This is a genomic window from Paractinoplanes ovalisporus (assembly GCF_016834655.1).
Classification (GTDB): domain Bacteria; phylum Actinomycetota; class Actinomycetes; order Mycobacteriales; family Micromonosporaceae; genus Actinoplanes; species Actinoplanes ovalisporus.
In genome coordinates, this window is sequence record NZ_JAENHP010000012.1 from 72,550 (window position 1) to 89,544 (window position 16,995).

At 71.4% G+C, this 16,995-nt stretch carries 17 protein-coding genes; 7 read left to right on the forward strand and 10 right to left on the reverse strand.

Going from position 1 to position 16,995, the window contains the following annotated elements; translation table 11 throughout:
* Positions 1-41 precede the first annotated feature (41 nt).
* Positions 42-1,055 (forward strand): DUF6879 family protein, encoded by a 1,014-nt coding sequence (locus JIG36_RS30185; protein ID WP_203379777.1) that lies wholly within the window; start codon positions 42-44, stop codon positions 1,053-1,055.
* On the opposite strand, the gene JIG36_RS30190 is transcribed toward JIG36_RS30185, so the two are convergent.
* Positions 978-1,844, reverse strand: coding sequence for a TauD/TfdA family dioxygenase (locus tag JIG36_RS30190; RefSeq protein ID WP_203379778.1), 867 nt, complete (start codon positions 1,842-1,844; stop codon positions 978-980). The two genes, JIG36_RS30185 and JIG36_RS30190, sit on opposite strands and share 78 nt — an antisense overlap.
* A gap of 346 nt (positions 1,845-2,190) precedes the next feature.
* On the opposite strand from JIG36_RS30190, the gene JIG36_RS30195 reads away from it, so the two are divergent.
* A complete protein-coding gene (locus JIG36_RS30195; RefSeq protein WP_203379779.1) occupies positions 2,191-2,790 on the forward strand; it encodes a DUF4291 domain-containing protein in 600 nt (199 codons plus the stop codon).
* Between the two features lie 92 nt (positions 2,791-2,882).
* Here the strand turns inward: JIG36_RS30195 and JIG36_RS30200 are convergent, their stop codons facing one another.
* The 3 genes from JIG36_RS30200 to JIG36_RS30210 all read right to left on the reverse strand — a co-directional run bounded on the left by JIG36_RS30200 (position 2,883) and on the right by JIG36_RS30210 (position 5,873).
* Positions 2,883-3,866: an acyltransferase family protein gene (locus JIG36_RS30200; RefSeq protein WP_203379780.1), complete on the reverse strand. Its 984-nt coding sequence runs from the start codon at positions 3,864-3,866 to the stop codon at positions 2,883-2,885.
* Positions 3,867-3,928: 62 nt separating this feature from the next.
* The gene (locus JIG36_RS30205) at positions 3,929-4,609 is read right to left on the reverse strand and encodes a response regulator (RefSeq protein WP_203379781.1); all 681 of its coding nucleotides are present in this window, start codon (positions 4,607-4,609) and stop codon (positions 3,929-3,931) included.
* A 103-nt stretch (positions 4,610-4,712) separates the two neighbouring features.
* Positions 4,713-5,873, reverse strand: coding sequence for a sensor histidine kinase (locus JIG36_RS30210; RefSeq protein WP_203379782.1), 1,161 nt, complete (start codon positions 5,871-5,873; stop codon positions 4,713-4,715).
* A gap of 130 nt (positions 5,874-6,003) precedes the next feature.
* Here JIG36_RS30210 and JIG36_RS30215 point away from each other — a divergent pair, with 130 nt between their 5' ends.
* The 3 genes from JIG36_RS30215 to JIG36_RS30225 all read left to right on the forward strand — a co-directional run bounded on the left by JIG36_RS30215 (position 6,004) and on the right by JIG36_RS30225 (position 9,657).
* Positions 6,004-6,573, forward strand: a complete 570-nt coding sequence (locus tag JIG36_RS30215) for a class I SAM-dependent methyltransferase (RefSeq protein WP_203379783.1) — start codon at positions 6,004-6,006, stop codon at positions 6,571-6,573.
* 242 nt (positions 6,574-6,815) lie between these two features.
* Positions 6,816-7,445 (forward strand): TetR/AcrR family transcriptional regulator, encoded by a 630-nt coding sequence (locus JIG36_RS30220; protein ID WP_203379784.1) that lies wholly within the window; start codon positions 6,816-6,818, stop codon positions 7,443-7,445.
* Between the two features lie 55 nt (positions 7,446-7,500).
* On the forward strand, positions 7,501-9,657 hold the full coding sequence (locus JIG36_RS30225; RefSeq protein WP_203379785.1) for an MMPL family transporter: 2,157 nt from the start codon (positions 7,501-7,503) through the stop codon (positions 9,655-9,657).
* Here JIG36_RS30225 and JIG36_RS30230 read toward each other — a convergent pair.
* The 6 genes from JIG36_RS30230 to JIG36_RS30255 all read right to left on the reverse strand — a co-directional run bounded on the left by JIG36_RS30230 (position 9,634) and on the right by JIG36_RS30255 (position 14,676).
* On the reverse strand, positions 9,634-10,236 hold the full coding sequence (locus tag JIG36_RS30230) for an HIT family protein (RefSeq protein WP_203379786.1): 603 nt from the start codon (positions 10,234-10,236) through the stop codon (positions 9,634-9,636). The two genes, JIG36_RS30225 and JIG36_RS30230, sit on opposite strands and share 24 nt — an antisense overlap.
* 2 nt (positions 10,237-10,238) lie before the next feature.
* A complete protein-coding gene (locus JIG36_RS30235) occupies positions 10,239-10,865 on the reverse strand; it encodes a DUF2461 domain-containing protein (RefSeq protein WP_307872966.1) in 627 nt (208 codons plus the stop codon).
* 37 nt (positions 10,866-10,902) lie between these two features.
* Positions 10,903-12,150, reverse strand: coding sequence for a chymotrypsin family serine protease (locus tag JIG36_RS30240; protein ID WP_203379788.1), 1,248 nt, complete (start codon positions 12,148-12,150; stop codon positions 10,903-10,905).
* A 111-nt stretch (positions 12,151-12,261) separates the two neighbouring features.
* Positions 12,262-12,921 (reverse strand): response regulator transcription factor, encoded by a 660-nt coding sequence (locus JIG36_RS30245; protein WP_203379789.1) that lies wholly within the window; start codon positions 12,919-12,921, stop codon positions 12,262-12,264.
* Between the two features lie 160 nt (positions 12,922-13,081).
* On the reverse strand, positions 13,082-13,549 hold the full coding sequence (locus JIG36_RS30250; RefSeq protein ID WP_203379790.1) for a hypothetical protein: 468 nt from the start codon (positions 13,547-13,549) through the stop codon (positions 13,082-13,084).
* A 32-nt stretch (positions 13,550-13,581) separates the two neighbouring features.
* Positions 13,582-14,676: a sensor histidine kinase gene (locus JIG36_RS30255; protein WP_203379791.1), complete on the reverse strand. Its 1,095-nt coding sequence runs from the start codon at positions 14,674-14,676 to the stop codon at positions 13,582-13,584.
* Between the two features lie 87 nt (positions 14,677-14,763).
* Between JIG36_RS30255 and JIG36_RS30260 the strand changes: the two genes are divergently transcribed.
* On the forward strand, positions 14,764-15,465 hold the full coding sequence (locus JIG36_RS30260; RefSeq protein WP_203379792.1) for an ATP-binding cassette domain-containing protein: 702 nt from the start codon (positions 14,764-14,766) through the stop codon (positions 15,463-15,465).
* Positions 15,462-16,925: a DUF1349 domain-containing protein gene (locus JIG36_RS30265; RefSeq protein ID WP_203379793.1), complete on the forward strand. Its 1,464-nt coding sequence runs from the start codon at positions 15,462-15,464 to the stop codon at positions 16,923-16,925. Before JIG36_RS30260 ends, JIG36_RS30265 begins: the two co-directional genes overlap by 4 nt.
* Positions 16,926-16,995: the final 70 nt, after the last annotated feature.

Consider the following 16,995-nt stretch of genomic DNA (forward strand, 5'->3'; position numbering starts at 1 on the left):
GAGTGCCGGATTGGCTACCATCGGGTCGGGGGTGGGACCGGATGAGCCGCGGCACAAATCTCCTGGGCAAGATCGGCTGGACCCTGCTGGCCGGGTTGCTGAGTTTCAGCGTGACCGGGCTGTTCGAGAAGGCCCTGGACGTCAGCGTGGCCGAACAGCTGATCGTGACGATCCTGATCGGCGGCGTCACGCTGCTGGTGCAATATCTGGCCGACCTGGAACGCCGCTCCCACGAGACCGACCGGCTGCGGGGCGAGGAGATCCGGAACCTGCGCGGCTTCATCCAGCACGGTTTCGAGAGCGTCGACGAGGCGACCGAGCTGATGACCGAGATCGACCAGTCGGCCGGGCGGCGCGAGCTGCTCAAACAGGTGATCCGCCGCTCGGGGCACATCACGCCGGCGGCGCCCCCGCTCGTGCAGTTCCTGGCCGAGAGCGAGATGAGGCGCCTGGCCGAGACTTTGCAGGCGCTCTCGGACGGGCATGAGCTCTTCTACGACGGCGAGGACCGGGAATATCTGCTCGCCCTCACCCGCGGAACGACCGGTTCCCTGCTCGCCGTCAGCTGGGCAACAGTCAACGCCGACAAGGTCAGCTTCGAGGCGGGATTCTGGTTCAGTGACCTCGGCGCCCGGTACCTCGACCTCCAGCGGGCCGCCGCGCGCCGGGGCGTGACCATCCGGCGCATCTTCATCATCGAGTCGCCGACGCTCATGACCAATCCGGAGCTACGCCGCATCCTGGCGATGCAGCGCAATGCCGGTATATCCGTGCGGGTGAGCAGCGACAGCGAAGCGGCACAGGACGGCGGGTTCTCCGACTTCGTCATCTTCGACGAGCAGATCTGCTACGTCACTACGCCGGTCACACGACAGGAAGCGCCCGGCGCTCCGGCACGACTCACCACACGGCTGGTGCTCAACCAGGAGTTCACCCGGCACCGCATCGAACGATTCGAGGAGCTGTGGGCGAATCCACTACCGAGTGTCCAGCTCGATCTCGGCGACGACGGCCCGGCCGTGATCGCCGGTTCGGAACCCCTCGGACCGTCGTAGGTCGGCCGCCACATTCACGATGCGCAGCCACCGATCGTGGCCGTCATAGCGCGCGCTGAACGGGCGCCGACCGTGGACGGCCCGCAGATTGTCGATGATCAGGATTTCGCCCGGGGCCACCGACACATCCTGCAACCGCTGGTCGACCGCTTTGATCACCTCTTCCAGCGCAGCGGCGGCCTCGTCGCCGCCTCCGGATGCCCGAAACATGAACGCGGGATCCAGCCGGACGAACGGGCGGGATGGGTCTCCGGTCAGGACGGCGACGGCCGGGGGTTCCGCGGCGGTCGAGCTGGCCGTGTTGGACGAATCGGGTTCGATCCGGAACAACGGCCGCGCCAGCAGGGAACGCGTGGAATCGTCGATCGGGATGTCGTCGATGCGCGCGAAGCTGGTCGCCGTCCCGTCCGGGTTACGAAGGCAGAGAAGACAAATCCAGTCGGGACGGAGCGGGTGATACGCGTCCTCGTTGTGCCACATCAGTTCACCCGCCGAGCTGGATCCGAGCTGGGTGTTTTCGTGGCCTGGCAACGGACTCACGTGACGGACCAGATGCCCATCGTCTACGCCGGCCTGCGAGACCGGGTATCCAAGAAATGAGGCGATGAGCAGCAACATCGCATCCGCCCGAGCGAGCTCGCCATTCCGGGGCGGCGCTGACATGACCGGTGGGCTGGCACCGAGATCGGCATCAACGATCGGCAGCCCAGCCAGCAATAGACCACCGTCACCGGACAGGCGGAAGTCGACCAGCGTGCGCCGGAGCGCGACCGGCAACTCCTGCGACAACAAGGCGATCTGACGGAGCCTGGCCTCCGGCCGACCGTCGGAGAACTCGGGCCACCACTCGATGAGAGAGCGTGCGAACAGCCGCTCCGTCAGCCGGTGAGAGCGTCATCCTGCTGATAGGACGCGTCTCATTGTCTGCCACCACTATCCTCCGTTGTTCGCCTGCGAAATTGATCACGGTGTAGCCGGAGGGTCCAAAAGGGACAAATTCGCCCCGGTTTCCGCAAGCGCCGACGATACGCCTGGGCGCCTGCGGATTCGGTCAATTCGCAGGTTTTCCCGATCGGGCCCTCGCAGCCGGAAAAAGCGCTGGAACGGGCGTCCGGAGCCGCGCGATCATGGTGCGATGTCAGACGTTCCCTACCGGCAGATCCGGGCCGTGTACGACCGGGAGACCGTCACGGTCTATCAGGCCTACTCGCCGGCTATCGCGGGGCCTGCAGTGGCGGCCGGGCGGTTTGTGCCGCCGTTCAAGCGCGGCCGCATGACCTGGGTCAAACCGTCGTTTCTGTGGATGATGTACCGCTGCGGCTGGGCCACCAAGCCGGGCCAGGAACGGGTCCTCGCCGTGTCGATCCGGCGGGACGGATTCGAGTGGGCGCTGGCTCGGGCCTGCCTCAGCCACTATGTGCCCGACCTGCACGGCGACCGCCGGACGTGGGCGGCTGCGGCCAAGGCCACGCCGGTGCGGGTGCAGTGGGATCCGGAGCGGTCGGTACGGCTGCAGCCGCTGCCCTACCGGTCGTTGCAGCTCGGGCTCTCGGGGGCGGCGGCCGACAAGTACGTGGACGAGTGGATCGTCGGCATCACCGAGGTGACCGGGCTGGCCACGGACGCGCACCGGCATCTGCTGGCGGGGGACGAAGAGGCGGCGCGGGCACTGCTTCCGGTGGAACGGCCCTATCCGACACCGCCGGGCGTGGGCGAGACGATCGGGCTGGAGTGACGGCCACGGTCCGTCACTGCAGGCGACCGGACTGGCGCGACGGGCACCGCCTGTCACCGCAGGGCGTGGGCCAGATAGACGGGCACCGTCCGTCACCGCAGGGCGTGGGCCAGGCGATCGGACTGGAATGACGGCCACGGCAGGAAACGGGGGCGGCGTCTCGCGGCGACGTCCTCGACCCAGCCGAAGAGCAGCACCGCGTTGGCGAGCAGGGCCAGCGCGATCAGGGCATAGCCGGCCTGACCCAGACGCCAGGCCTCGAACACGTCGCCGACCGGGAAGCACAGCGCGATCGCCACGTTGTTCCACAAGTAGATCGTGACGGCCCGGGCGTTGACCAGGCTGACCCAGCGGGAGGCGGGCACACTCGGGCGCCCGCGCAGCAACACCAGGACAAAACCGAGCTGATAGACCGCGTACGGGATGAAGGTGTCCGGCAACGTGGTGGAGGTGACGTGGGCGTAGGCGAGACCGCCGCCGACGCAGCCCACCGCGAGCAGCGTGACCAGCCAGGCCGGCACGCGGCGCAGCGAACCGTCGCGGTGGGCGAAGCCGAGGATCCAGCACGGCGCGTACATCAGCAGGTCGGAATGGTGGAACACCAGCAGCGCCAAGGGCAGCAGGATCGCGGCGGGTCGGGCCCGGCGATAGAGCCACAGCATCAGGGGCGAGAGCAGAACCAGCCAGAAGTACGTCACCAGGTACCACAACACCTCGCCCGCCTGTTCGCCCAGGGCGTTGTACGGCGGGTCGGTGAACGGGACGATCCACGCCAGCATGCGCCACAGTGCGGGCCGGTCGTCCCACCCTTCAAGAAGCATGACGGGCACGACGATCGCGGCCAGAACCCAGTACGCCGGCAGCAGGCGACGGACACGCCCGTACAGGACCCGGGGTGTGGCCGACCGGGCGAGCGAACCGGCCATCAGCGAACCGGCGAGCGCGAACATCACGCCCATGGACGGGAACGCGAGCTCGAGCAGCGCGTACGGGAACATGTGGAACACCGAGACCCGGATGATCGCCACGACACGGAGCAGATCGAAGTACCGGTCCCGGGCGCGCGGCTCGGCCACGAAGCCCTCCTTTTTCGACAGCACGGTGACGCTAAGTAGCCCCGCTGTCCGGTGGCTGTGGCCTAGCTGTCGGCGCCCGGTGCGCGTACGGGCCGGAAGTCGTCATCGATGAGGCCGAGCCGATGGGCCATGACCGCGGCCTGGACGCGGTTGCGCAGCCCCAGCTTCTCGGTGACCGCGGCGACGTGCGACTTGACCGTGGTCACGCCCAGGTGCAGCGTCTCGCCGATCTCGGCGTTGGACTGGCCGGCGCCGACCAGGGCCAGCACCTCGCGCTCACGGGGAGTGAGGGCGGCCAGTTCGCCGGGCTGGGCGTCCTCGCGGTGGGCGTCGAGGGCGCGCGCGACCACCCGGGAGAGCACGGCCGGGGCCAGCAGGGGTTCACCGCGCGCGGCCCGGCGTACGGCGTCGATCATGGCTTCCGGCGCACCGTCCTTGAGCAGGTAGCCCACGGCTCCGGCCCGCAACGCGCCGTACACCTCGGCGTCCTCACCGAACGTGGTGAGCATGACGACGTGGGTGCCGGGCAGGGTGGCCAGGATGCGGCGGGTCGCCTCGATGCCGTCGACGCGGGGCATGCGCAGGTCCATCAGGATCACGTCGGGCCGCAGGCGCTCGGCCAGGCGGACGGCCTCGTGCCCGTCGGCCGCCTCGCCCACCACGTCCTCCCCCGCCGTCCGCAGCAGCAGCGTGACCCCGGCCCGGACAAGCTCCTGATCGTCGACGACCAGCACCCGGATCACGACGCCACCGCCGCACAACCGGCGTCAGCCACCCGGGTCACGCTACGGCCGCCGACAACTGCCATCGGGTTCACGACACGGCCGGCGAGAACTGCCACCCGGATCATGACGCGGCCGGCGGAAGACCGGCGCCAGATGCGGCCAGCGGGAGGGTGGCGTCGACGGTCCAGCCACCTCGATCGGGGCCGGCCGTCAGCGTGCCACCGAGGATCTCGACCCGCTCCCGCATGCCGGCCAGGCCATGCCCGGAAGCGGGTAGCCCAATGTCCGAAATATCGGACAGGGTGTTACTGATGATGACCCCCAAAGCGGTCTCCCCTCGTTCGAGACGCACGGTGACGTCCGACCCGGGGCCGGCGTGCTTCAGCGCGTTGGTCAGCGCCTCCTGCACGACCCGGGCCGCCGTCACCCGCACCGCCAGCGGCGCCGTGGCCGTCCCCGCGTCGACCTGTGACCGCACTTCGAGACCGGCCGCCCGGCTGCGCTCCACGGCGTCGGCGATCATCTGTTCCGGGTCGAGCAGCAGGTCGGCGCCGGCCGGGTCGCGCAGCACGTGCAGCATGCCCCGCAGGTCGACGAGCGCCTGACCGGCACTGGTGTGGATGGCGTCGAGGGCGACCGCCGCCTCCTCCAGCCGCTCGCCCTCGGGCGCGGCACCCAGCCGGGCCGCGTAGCGGGCGGATCCGGCCCGCATCGCGATCGCGGACACGTGGTGGGCGACCAGGTCGTGCACGTCGTTGCTGATGCGGGCGCGTTCGGCCAGGCGGCTCGACTCGCGCTCGGCCCGGGCGCGCTCCTCGGCCTCGGCCTTCGACCGGCGCAGCCCGGCCAGGTAGCAGCCGAACGCGACCGGCGCACCCACCGCCGCCGCCAGCGACAGCAGCCGGACCACGCCGTTGGCTCCCGCCAGCAGCTCGTGGTCGTTGCGGATGACGGTGAACAGCACGGCCGCGAAGGTGGCGACGAACGCGCCGGTGATCACCGGGCCGGAGTAGCGGTAGGCGACAGCGCCGAGGGCGAGGCCGGCCGCGAGCGGGGCGACATGACTCCCGTACGGGATGACGAAGTCGGACACGACGGTGAGCACGAGCTCGACGGCGAGCAGCAGCAGCGGCGCCCGCCCGATCAGCATCAGCGCGACCGCGGACGCCTCGACCAGCACCCACTGCTCGACCGATCGCTCGCCGGGCACGCCGAGGATGATCGTGACCGCGCCCACCAGGGCCGCGACCACGACGATGCCGACCTCGAAGCGGACTCTCACGAAGGTCACGATACGTCCGGCGGAGCATCCGCCCGCCCCTGCCACCGGCCACCCCGCCTCCTCCTTCTGGCCGCCGGAGCGCCTGCCCGCACGAGATCATCCAGCCGGTCGCGGCCCTACCGTCGCGATCATGTCGTTTCTCGTGGAGTTCGCCCGTAGTCCCCTGGTCGTCGGCGCGGTGGCGCCCAGCGGCCGTTCGCTCTCCGAGGTGATGACGGCGCCCATCCCCCGCACCGGCGCGCCCGTGGTCGCCGAGCTCGGGCCGGGCACGGGCTCGTTCACCGTGGCCGTCCAGCGGCGGCTCGCCGGGCGTGGGCGGCACCTCGCGGTCGAGATCAATCCGCGGTTCGCGGCCCGTCTGCAGCTCGCGCACCCCGGCGTCGAGGTCGTGCAGGGCGACGCCGCCGATCTGCCGAGCCTGCTCGGGGAGCCGGCCGACGTGGTGGTCAGCGGTCTCCCCTGGGCCGCGTTCTCCCCCAGCCGCCAGGGCGACGTGCTTTCGGCCGTGGCCGGCTCGCTGGCGCCGGGCGGGGCCTTCACGACCTTCGCGTACGTGCATGCCCGCTGGGCGCCTCCGGCCCGCCGCCTGCTGGGGTCGTTGCGCTCGCTCTTCGACGAGGTCGTGATCGGCCGCACGGTGTGGGCCAACCTGCCGCCGGCCCTGGTCTACCACTGCCGCCGCCCCGTGGCCGCGGGATGAGCCGACAAGACGGAGACACGATCTCCGTTTAGTGCTAGGCTCGACGAAACGGAGAAGCAATCTCCGCATCTTTGAGGAGCCAGAATGGTGGTCGATCGACACCTCCCTGCAGGCGATCACCGTCTCGCTGGGGCGCCGCAGCCGGCACCGCGTCGAGAAGGCCGCCCGCGTGCTGGCGGGAAGCCACGCCCGGCCACCGCTACCGTCGTCGACTGCGCGAGGAGCCTTATCATGACCGCGGGATGACAGGGATACGCAGGGATTCGGTCCGCAACCGCGCCCGCCTGGTCGAAGCGGCCCGCGAGGTGTTCGCCGCCCGCGGCTTCGAGGCGACGCTCGACGACGTCGCGCGCCACGCGGGGCTGGGCACCGGCACGGCGTACCGGCATTTTCCCAACAAGCAGGCCCTCGCGGCCGAGGTTCTGACCGGGGCGACCGAGCAGATCGCCATCGACGCCCGCGCCGCTCTCGAGATCGACGACCCGTGGCTCGGGCTGGTCGACTTCTTCCAGCGCAACGCGGAACGCCAGGCCCGCGACCGGGGTCTCTACGAGGCCCTGACCGGCCTGGGCGACGACGAGGCGCAGGCTCGCATCTGGCCCGGCATCATCACCGCGGTCAGCGAGCTGTTCGACCGGGCGCACGCGGCCGGGGTGCTCCGCCCCGACGCCGCCGCGCAGGACATCCCGGCCATCTTCGCGATGCTCGGCCCCGCCTTCGAGATGAGCCGCACGATCGCGCCCGACCTGTGGCGCCGCTACCTGACTTTGATGCTCGACGGTCTGCGCGCCACCGGCAGGCCGGACCTGCCCGCGCCCCCGCCGCCGGTGGAGTCGCTGCCGCTGATCCTGCGAGCCGGCAAGCGCACCTGACCTCCTCCGGGAAACGGCCGGGCGATTCCGCACGCCTTTTCCGAGGAGAACAACCATGCCTTCCGTAGGACCTTTGGGCCGGCTGGGCCGGCTCGCCTTCCGCCGCCGCGGCACGGTCGTGCTGCTGTGGCTGGCCGCCCTGCTCACCACGTCCGGTTTCGCGCTGGCCTTCGCCGGCGACTTCACCGCCGACTACTCGGTCGCCGGTTCCGACTCCCAGGCCGCGCAGAGCCTGCTCGAGAAGCGTTTCCCCGACCAGTCGACCGCGTCGGTGACGGTCGTGGTGCACGCCGGCTCGGGTGTCGACAGCGTCCGGTCCGATGTCGGAGCCCTGCTGGGCGAACTACGCGCGGTTCCGCACGTGGCGGGCGTCGACGACCCGTACGGACGGCCCGGAGCGATCTCCCCGGACGGGCGCACCCTCATCGCGTACGCCCGCCTGGATGTCGCCAACCCGGCCGAGATGCCGGTGACCGACAGCCGCCAGATGATCGACCTGGCCGAGGAACACTCCACCGGTGGCCTTCAGGTCGCGCTGGGCGGCCAGTCGATCGCCGCCGCCGAGCAGGGCGCGATCGGCTCGGAGGGGCTCGGCCTCGCCGCGGCCGCGGTGATCCTGCTGCTCACGTTCGGCTCGGTGGTCGCGGCCGGGCTGCCGATCCTGGTCGCGGTGGCCGGGCTCGCCGTCAGCACCGCCCTGACCGGGCTGGTCATCCTGCTCGCGGACGCTCCCGAGTGGTCGACGTCGCTGGCCACGATGATGGCCATCGGCATCGGGCTGGACTACGTGCTGCTGATGGTCACCCGGTTCCGCGAGTGGCGGACGGCCGGCCTGGAACCCGAGGCGGCGACCGTGGCCACCCTGGACACCGCCGGGCGCTCGGTGGTCGTCGCCGGGAGCACCGTCGTGGTCAGCATGCTCGGCCTGTTCGCGATGGGGGTGCCCTACATGCGCGGGGCCGCCCTCGTCACGATCACCGCCGTGCTGGTCACGCTGATGGCGAGCGTCACCCTGTTCCCGGCGCTGCTCGGCTATCTGGGCCGGCACGTCGACCGGCTCCGGCTGCCGCTCGGCCGGCGCCGCGAACCCGGTACCGGATCGTTCTGGCTGCGGTGGAGCCGGTTCGTCGAACGGCACCGCTTCCTCGCCCTCGGCGGCGGGGTCGCCGTGCTGATGGCCGTGGCCGCGCCGTTTCTGGACGTCCGGTTCGGCTTTCCGGACCCCGGCAACAACCCGGCCGGTACGGTCTCCCGGCAGGCCTACGACCTGGCCGCCGACGGGTTCGGGCCCGGCGCGAACGGGCCCCTGCTGCTGGCGGCGGAACTCCCCGCGGCCGGCGACGCCGAGGCGCTCGATCGGCTCCGGGCCGCCGTCGCCGCAACGGATGGTGTCGCCTCGGTCTCGCCGCCCCAGCTCAACGCGGCCGGCGACACGGCGGTGCTGACCGTGGTGCCGGTGGGCGGTCCGCAGGACGAGAAGACGGCCGACCTGGTGACCGCGTTGCGTGACGACGTGATCCCGGCCGCGGGTGGTCTGACCGCGCACGTCGGCGGGGTCACGGCCACGTCGCTGGACAGCACCGACGATCTGGCCGGTCGTATCCCGTACCTGATCGCGGGAGTGGTGACGCTGTCGATGCTGCTGCTCCTGATCGGCTTCCGCAGCATCGCGGTCGCGGTCAAGGCGGCGTTGCTCAACCTGTTGTCGGTCGCCGCCGCGTACGGGGTCGTGGGTCTGGTCCTCCAAGGCGGCTGGGCCGGGCAGCTGATCGGCATCGACACCGCGACCCCGCTGCCACCGTTCATCCCGGTGCTGATGTTCGCCGTGCTGTTCGGGCTGTCCATGGACTACGAGGTGTTCCTGGTCAGCCGCATGCGCGAGGTGTGGACGCGGACCGGCGACAACCACCGCGCGGTCACCGACGGGCTGGCCGGCACAGCCCGGGTGATCAGTGCCGCGGCCGCCATCATGATCGCGGTGTTCGCCGCGTTCGTGGCCAGCCCCGAGATCATCCTCAAGGTCATCGGGATCGGCATGGCCGCGGCCATCCTGCTCGACTCCACCGTGATCCGCCTCGTGCTGGTGCCGGCCGCCATGCACATCCTGGGCCGCTTCAACTGGTGGATGCCGCGCGGTCTGCGCCGCCTCCTGCCGGAACTGCACATCGAGGGCCGCCCCGAGGTGCACCTACCCGCGCCGGCCCCCGTATGACCGGACCAGCTCGCCGGCCACGATCCCGGCGTCGGCGGCGGCCACGTCCTCCGGGTATTCCGGGAGCAGGTCGTCCCAGACCGGCAGCCACGACCCGTACAGCTGGCTCTGGCCCTGCGGCCGGGCGAAGAACCAGATGTGCAGATGGGCGCCGCCGTCGCCGAACCGGGAGACGTGGGCCCGGGTGATGCCGGGAAGGGCCTCGATGTGCCGGGCCAGATGCCGGGTCAGGACGCCGAGTTCGGCCGCCCGCTCGTCGGGCAGGTCGGCCAGGTCGTGGTGCTCGCGGGGATGCAGCATGAGGAGCAGCGGCACGCCCGCCTTCTCCATGCGGCTCAGCCGCCAGTGGTCGTCGAGCCAGATCCCCTCGTCGCGCCGGGTGCAGGAACCGCAGTCGGCCGGATCCTCACCGTGGCGCGGCGGTTCGGGCAGCACGGGCGGGCGCAACCGCGACACCACCAGCGTCTCCGACTCGAAGGGGCTGATCTCCCACATGGTCATCCGGGCCAGGGGCAGCCGCTGCTCGTCGTCGGTGGCCGTCAGGGCATGCTGATAGAACTCGTCCGGTTGCAGCGCCATGATCAGGATCGTCCCACGTGGACGTCGAGCCAGTCCTTGAGGGGACGGCTCGCGCGCAGGAACTCGACGATCCGTGTGCGGGCTCGGGCGGTTCCGAGCCACGCGGCCGGTTCCCACTCCCGCCACGCGATCAGTCCCTTGTGACGCAGCAGGTCCACGCGCGGGTGGTCCTTGGCATAGCCCCGCGGCGCCGTTTTCAGAGACCCGTTTCCCCGTACGGCGATCGGCCCGTTCCCGACCGAAGCGATGATCGCGGTCAGCTCCTCGCCGGTCTTGTCGTCGGCCACCGCCCGGCGGTAGCGCTCCAACTGGCCGCCGTCCATGTGGTACATCCCCGAACCCGCGGCGAGCCCGTCCGAGGAGAGCTGGATGTAACCACCGGCGTCGAGCCAGGCCCCGAGGTGCGTCTTGTACGGCGACTTGTCCTTGCTGAAGCGCACGTCCCGGTAGGGCCGGAAGATCTTGCCCGGACCGAACTCGGGTTCGAGCTCGGCCAGCAGCTCGTGCATGGGCCCGCGCACCTGCTCCTCGTAGAAGGGCAGGTGCGCGGTCCAGTACGTCTTGGAGTTGTCGGCGACGAGCCCCTCGTAGAACTCGAGGGCCTCACTGGGCCAGCCACGGAACGTCACGTCCCGATCCTGGGCCATCCCCGCCAGGCAGGCAAACCTATCGGGTGGCGGGGACGATCCCGCCGAAGTCGCGCCACGCGGTGCCGTAGTCCTGGAAACCGAGACGGGCTCCGGCCGTACGGGTCGTGGTGCCCTTCGCGACCACCTTGCCGCTCGCCGCGATCGAATAGATCGGGCCACCGCTGTCACCCGGTCGTGCCGCCGCCTGGCCCTCGGTCTGTTCGGCCTCGACCAGATCCTCGCGGTCGGCGTAGTAGAACAGCACCTTCAGGTTGCACACCGGCCGCCCGAGCTGGCGTGAGCTGGTGACGCCGGACTGGCACAGATACTCGCCGACGAACGTCCAGCCCCAGCCCTCGACCGGCGCGGCGACGCTGTCGGTGGGCGTGCCCACATAGACGTAGCCGTCGACGCTCGAGGTCGGCACCAGCTCGACGTCGTGGTCCTGGTGGCGGGGGCCGATCGTGCCGATGTACTCGCCCCGGGCGTCGGTGAACCGCTGCCCGACCTGGCCGCAGTGGGCCGCGGTCAGGATGTAGCTGGCCGAGCCGTTGCGCACCCCGAACCCGGAGGTGCAGGCGGTGCCCTGGTCGGAGTTCACGATCGTGGCGCCACCCTTCCACGGCGCCCAGTCGTCGTCGCGGCTGACCGGTTCGAGCCCGGCCTCCGCCGCCACGGAGACCGGGACACCCACCTGCGGCACGGCCGTTCGCAGGCTCGCGCCGCCGGCCGGGACCGAGACGATCAGTCCGCTGCCGTCGGGCGCGAGCTTGACGGCCTGGACGGCGTCAGCACCGCCCGGCCACCCCGCCCGCACCTTGGCGGCGGCCGTCCGCAGCTCGGCCATCGAGTAGTCGGCGGCGCGCACCACCACGGGCGCGGACCGTGCGGCTTGGTCGACGACGCGTCGCATGGTGGCCGGCAGGGCGCCCTTCCACCACACGGTGACGTCGGACTGTCCGAGGCTGATGCCGGCATAGCCCGCATACGGGTGCCGCTCGATCTCCCACCGTACGGCGGAGGCGGCCGCGACCAGCGGACGTTGCCGCTCCATGCGTTGCCGTTCGGCGGGTGCGAGCAGAGTGGCGGCGTCAACCAGCCGAGCAGCGCCGCCCGGGGTGGCCGCGCCTCCGGCCTGGGTGGCCTCGCTGCCAGCCCGCGCGGCTGTGGCGTCGCTGGCGGTGGCCTCGCTGCCGGCTGGGGCGGCCGACGCGGGGGCGGCGCCGAGGGCCGTCACGGCCACGGCGGTCGCTGCTGCCGCCAGCCATCGGCGGCGTGGTGACATCGTTGTCATTTTCGATCAACCTCCTGGGGAAAGAGGAGAGAACCGGGGACTGTCCATCGATCGATGTAAATGGAAAGTAACCTTCCCGGAGCCGATGCGCCACCCCCGGCGTCACGTCACGCGGTAACCGACCCCGGGCGTGGTGACGATGACCTGCGGGTCACCGAGCTTGCGGCGCAGGCGGCCCACGGTCACCGTCACCGTGTTGGTGAACGGGTCGGCGTTCTCGTCCCAGACCTGTTCGAGAAGGGCCTCGGCGCTCAGGTAGCCCGGGGCCGCGCGCAGCAGCGCCTCGAGGACGGCGAACTCCTTGACCGACAGGTTCAGCGGAACACCGGCCCGGGTCACGACCCGCGTGGTCGGGTCGAGCGTCAGCGCTCCGGCGGTCAGCACGCGCGGCCGGGCCGTGGGACGCCGCCGGGCCAGGGCCCGGATCCGCAGCACCAGTTCGGGAAAGTGGAACGGCTTGGCCAGATAGTCGTCGGCCCCCAGGGTCAGGCCACTCACCCGGTCGTCGGCCGTCCCCGAGGCGGTCAGCATGAGAACCATCGCGCGGCCCTCGGCCCGGGCGGTGATCATCTGGCAGAGGGTGTCGCCGTGCAGTCCCGGCAGGTCACGATCGAGAACCACGACCTCGTACGCCGTGTGGTCGAGCTTCGCCGCCGCGTCGAGCCCATCGAGCGCGACGTCCACGGCCATGCCCTGATCACGCAGCCCTTCGGCGACCACTTCGGCCAGAGCCGGCGCGTCCTCGACAACAAGAATCCTCACGGCCGAACCCCCACCACAACTCCGCCCCGCCCCGACGAGACCGCCACCGCCACCGCCACCGGTGAACCAGACCGCAAAAGCAGCGCGGACGAAACGGACCGCAGAGCCAACGCGAACCGAGCGAACGGCAGGGCCGGCGCGTCCTCGACAACAAAAATCCTCACAGCAGAGCCCCCAACACGACCCCGCGCCGCACCAACCCGGCCGGTGAAGCGAGCGACAGGAGCCGCGTGGATGGAACGAACGGCGAGGGCGACGCGGGAGGAACAGGGGGGCGCAGCGCGGGCGGGCGCGCGGGCGGTGTGGGCAGCGCGGGCGGTGTGAGCGGCACGGGCAGCGCAGGCGGTGTGGGCAGCGCGGGCGGTGTGAGCGGTGTGGGCAGCGCAGGCGGTGTGAGCGGCACGGGCAGCGCAGGCGGTGTGGGCAGCGCGGGCGGTGTGAGCGGCACGGGCAGCGCGGGCGGTGTGAGCGGCACGGGCAGCGCAGGCGGTGTGGGCAGCGCGGGCGGTGTGGGCAGCGCAGGCGGTGTGAGCGGCACGGGCAGCGCAGGCGGTGTGAGCGGCACGGGCAGCGCGGGCGGTGTGAGCGGCACGGGCAGCGCGGGCGGTGTGAGCGGCCTGAACAGCACGGGCTGTGTGAGGGTGTCAGCGGCGCGGGCGGTCATGACGGGGCCGCCGGCAGGGATACGGACAGGCGTAGGCCGCCGGTGGGGCGCGGGGTCAGGTCGAGGGCGCCGCCGTGGGCGGCGGTCACGGCGGCGACTATGGCCAGGCCGAGGCCGGTTCCGGGGCCGGTGCGGACGGGCGCGATCCGGTGGAAGGGGCGGCCCAGGCGGGCCAGCTCGGACTCGTCGAGCATCGGGCCGTCCGACTCCACGGTCAGCACCACGACCGCGTTCGAGATCGCTCCGGAGATCCAGAGGCCGCCGCCGGGGACGTTGTGGGTCACCGCGTTGTCGATGATGTTGCCGACCAGGCGGGCGAGCAGCACCGGGTTGCCGAGGGTGGGCAGGGTGGCGGGCTGAAGGACGTACGGGGAAACGGGCTTGATCTTGATTTGCTCGGCGCGGGCCGCCAGCGCCTCCTCGGCCAGGGCGGCCAGATCGACTGGCTCACGGTTGTCGAGCGCGCCGTGCTGGGCCCGCGCCAGCAGCAGCAGGCCGTCGAGCATGGCGTCCATCTCGTCCAAAGAGGAGCGCAGCCGGGTGGCCAGCGGGGCCGGCACCGGATCGGGCTTGGCCAGCGCCACGTCGAGCGAGGCCCGCATGGTGGCCAGGGGCGTGCGCAGCTCGTGGGAGGCGTCGGCGACGAAGCGGCGCTGGGCGGCGAACGACTCCTCCAGCCGTACGAGAAGGTCGTCGATCGTGTCGGCCAGGTCCTTCACCTCGTCGGACGGACCGTGGACGGCGAGGCGCGAATGGAGGTTGTCGGCGGTGATGCGGCGGGTGGCGGCCGTGATCGCGCGCAGCGGGCGCAGCACCCGGCCCGCCGCCGCATGCCCCATGACCAGCGAGAACACCAGCATGACGAGCAGCGCGACGAACGAGGCGACCAGCAGCTGACGGGTGGCGGCGGCGCCCGAGTCGGCCAGCTCCCGTTGCAGCGCGGCGACCTGCTCGGACACGGGCATCCCGCCGACCGGCGCCGACTGACGGGTGTCGCGCAGGCTCAGCGCGGCCACGATGGTGAGCAGGCCGAGGCCGGAGAGCAGGAACATCGTCCCGTAGAGCAACGTGTAACGCGTACGGACGCCCATCGGCCCAGCATGCCCGGTGCGAGGTAACAGCAGGGTGACAGCGGTCGTGCGGGCCGGGTTAGGCGTGGATCCGTAGAACTCCGGGGCATGGAAGCCACCATCGAAGTCTCCGGACTGAGCAAACGGTACGGGTCCACGGTCGCGCTGGATCGGATGACCTTCCGGGTCACGCCGGGGCAGGTCACCGGGTTCGTCGGGCCCAACGGGGCCGGGAAGTCGACCACGATGCGGATCCTGGTCGGGCTGGACCGCGCCGACGCCGGCACCGCGAAAGTCGGCGATCGGTCCTATCACGAACTGGTCCGGCCGATGACCACGGTCGGCACGCTGCTCGACGCGGCCGCGATCCACCCGGCCCGCACCGGCCGCAACCACCTTCTCTGGCTCGCGCAGTCGCAGCGCATCCCGGCCGGTCGCGTCGACGAACTGCTGGAGGAGGTCGGCCTGGCGGGCGCGGCCCGGCGGCGCGGCGGCGGCTACTCGCTCGGCATGCGCCAACGGCTCGGCGTCGCGGCCGCCCTGCTCGGCGACCCGCCGATCCTGATCCTGGACGAGCCGTTCAACGGACTCGACCCGGCCGGTTTCGTCTGGATGCGTGACCTGCTGCGCCGCCGGGCCGAACAGGGCCGCGCCGTGCTGGTCGCCAGCCACCTCATGGGCGAACTGCAGGACCTCGCGGGCCACGTGGTCGTCGTGGCCGGCGGGCGGGTGGTGGCCGACGCCCCGACCCGGGACATGCGGGACCGCTACGGCTCGCTCGAATCGGCGTACCTGGAGCTGGTCCGATGATCCGCGCCGAGCTGACCAAACTCCGTACGGTCCGGGGCTGGCTCTTCGGCCTGACCGCGGCGGTCGTGCTGTTCGTCGGGTCCGCGCTGCTGGTGGCGGCCGGCAGTCACATGTCCTGCGGCGACCAGGCCTGCCCGGCGCCACCCGTCGGGCCGGACGGGCAGGCGGTCGAGGACCACTTCGGGTTCGCCCACCGCACCCTCGCCGGCGACGGCAGCCTCACCGCCCACGTGCGGGACTTCAGCGGCATCATCACCTATCCCCCGCCCCGGCACGACCAGATCGTCGAGGGCCTGGTGCCCTGGGCCAAGGCCGGGCTCGTCATCAAGGACGGGACAAGACCCGGTTCCCCGTACGCGGCGGTGATGCTGACCGGCTCCCACGGCGTGCGGATGCAGCACGACTACGTGCACGACCGCGCCGGCGGCCCGACCGGCGCCCGCTGGCTGCGCCTGACCCGCACCGGCGCTTCCGTGACGGCGTACGCGTCCCTGGACGGAAAGACGTGGACGACCGTCGGCACGGTGGAGATGAGCGGCCCGGCCGAGATCGGCTTCCTCATCGCCTCCCCCGGCGACATCACCGTCACGGAGAACGGCCTCGGTGGCACCTCCGTGCAGTCCCGTTTCACCCAGGCCAGCGCGGTCTTCGACCAGATCACATCGACGGCCGGCGGCGAGTGGCGTTACGACGAGGTCGGCGGGGGTGGCCCCGGCGCCGACTGGGAGAAATACCATCGCCCGGCCGGCCTGGAGGCCTCCGCCGGACGCCTGACACTGACCGGCAGCGGCGACCTGGCCCCCGTATCCGGCATGGCGGCGGTCCCCTACCTCGCCGGCACCGTCCCCGCCCTGCTCGCGGTACTGATCGTCGCGGTCCTCTTCATCACCAGCGAGTTCCGCCGCGGCCTGATCCGTACCACGCTGCTCGCCTCCCCCGCCCGCGGCCACGTGCTCGCGGCCAAGGCGGCCGTGATCGGCGGGGTGACGTTCACGGTCGTGCTCGTAGCGGTCGTCGCGGCCCGGGCATGGTCCACGACTGTCTTCCGGGCCAACGGCAACATCGTGCTGCCGACCGGTGCGCTGACCGACCTGCGCCTCGCCGTCGGGACGGCGGCGCTGCTGGCGGTGACGGCCGTCCTCGCGTACGGGCTGGGGGTTCTGCTGCGCCGCGGTCTGCCCGCGATCCTCTTGGCGGTGCTGCTGACGGTCGTCCCCTATCTGCTGGCCACCACGTCGTTGCTGCCGCCGGGGGCGGGTGAGTGGTTGTTGCGGGTGACGCCGGCTGCGGGGTTCGCGGTTCAGCAGACGTTTCCCGCGTACGGGCATGTACTGCTCCCCTATACGCCGGCTCAGGGGTATTTCCCGCTGGCTCCGCTGGCTGGTCTCGCCATTGCCGCGGCCTGGGCTTTGGGGCTGTTGGTGCTGGCCGTGCTGCGTTTCCGGAGGGCCGACGTGTGACCGACGCCGCAGCGGCCTTGCGCGCCGAATGGACCAAAGCTCGCACAGTCCCCGATCTACCCCTGGCGAT

Coding starts and splice junctions, on each gene's coding strand:
- JIG36_RS30185 (WP_203379777.1), top strand. CDS start 42: ATGAGCCGCGGCACAAATCTCCTGGGCAAGATCGGCTGGACCCTGCTG.
- JIG36_RS30195 (WP_203379779.1), top strand. CDS start 2,191: ATGTCAGACGTTCCCTACCGGCAGATCCGGGCCGTGTACGACCGGGAG.
- JIG36_RS30215 (WP_203379783.1), top strand. CDS start 6,004: ATGTCGTTTCTCGTGGAGTTCGCCCGTAGTCCCCTGGTCGTCGGCGCG.
- JIG36_RS30220 (WP_203379784.1), top strand. CDS start 6,816: ATGACAGGGATACGCAGGGATTCGGTCCGCAACCGCGCCCGCCTGGTC.
- JIG36_RS30225 (WP_203379785.1), top strand. CDS start 7,501: ATGCCTTCCGTAGGACCTTTGGGCCGGCTGGGCCGGCTCGCCTTCCGC.
- JIG36_RS30230 (WP_203379786.1), bottom strand. CDS start 10,236: ATGGCGCTGCAACCGGACGAGTTCTATCAGCATGCCCTGACGGCCACC.
- JIG36_RS30240 (WP_203379788.1), bottom strand. CDS start 12,150: ATGTCACCACGCCGCCGATGGCTGGCGGCAGCAGCGACCGCCGTGGCC.
- JIG36_RS30255 (WP_203379791.1), bottom strand. CDS start 14,676: ATGGGCGTCCGTACGCGTTACACGTTGCTCTACGGGACGATGTTCCTG.
- JIG36_RS30260 (WP_203379792.1), top strand. CDS start 14,764: ATGGAAGCCACCATCGAAGTCTCCGGACTGAGCAAACGGTACGGGTCC.
- JIG36_RS30265 (WP_203379793.1), top strand. CDS start 15,462: ATGATCCGCGCCGAGCTGACCAAACTCCGTACGGTCCGGGGCTGGCTC.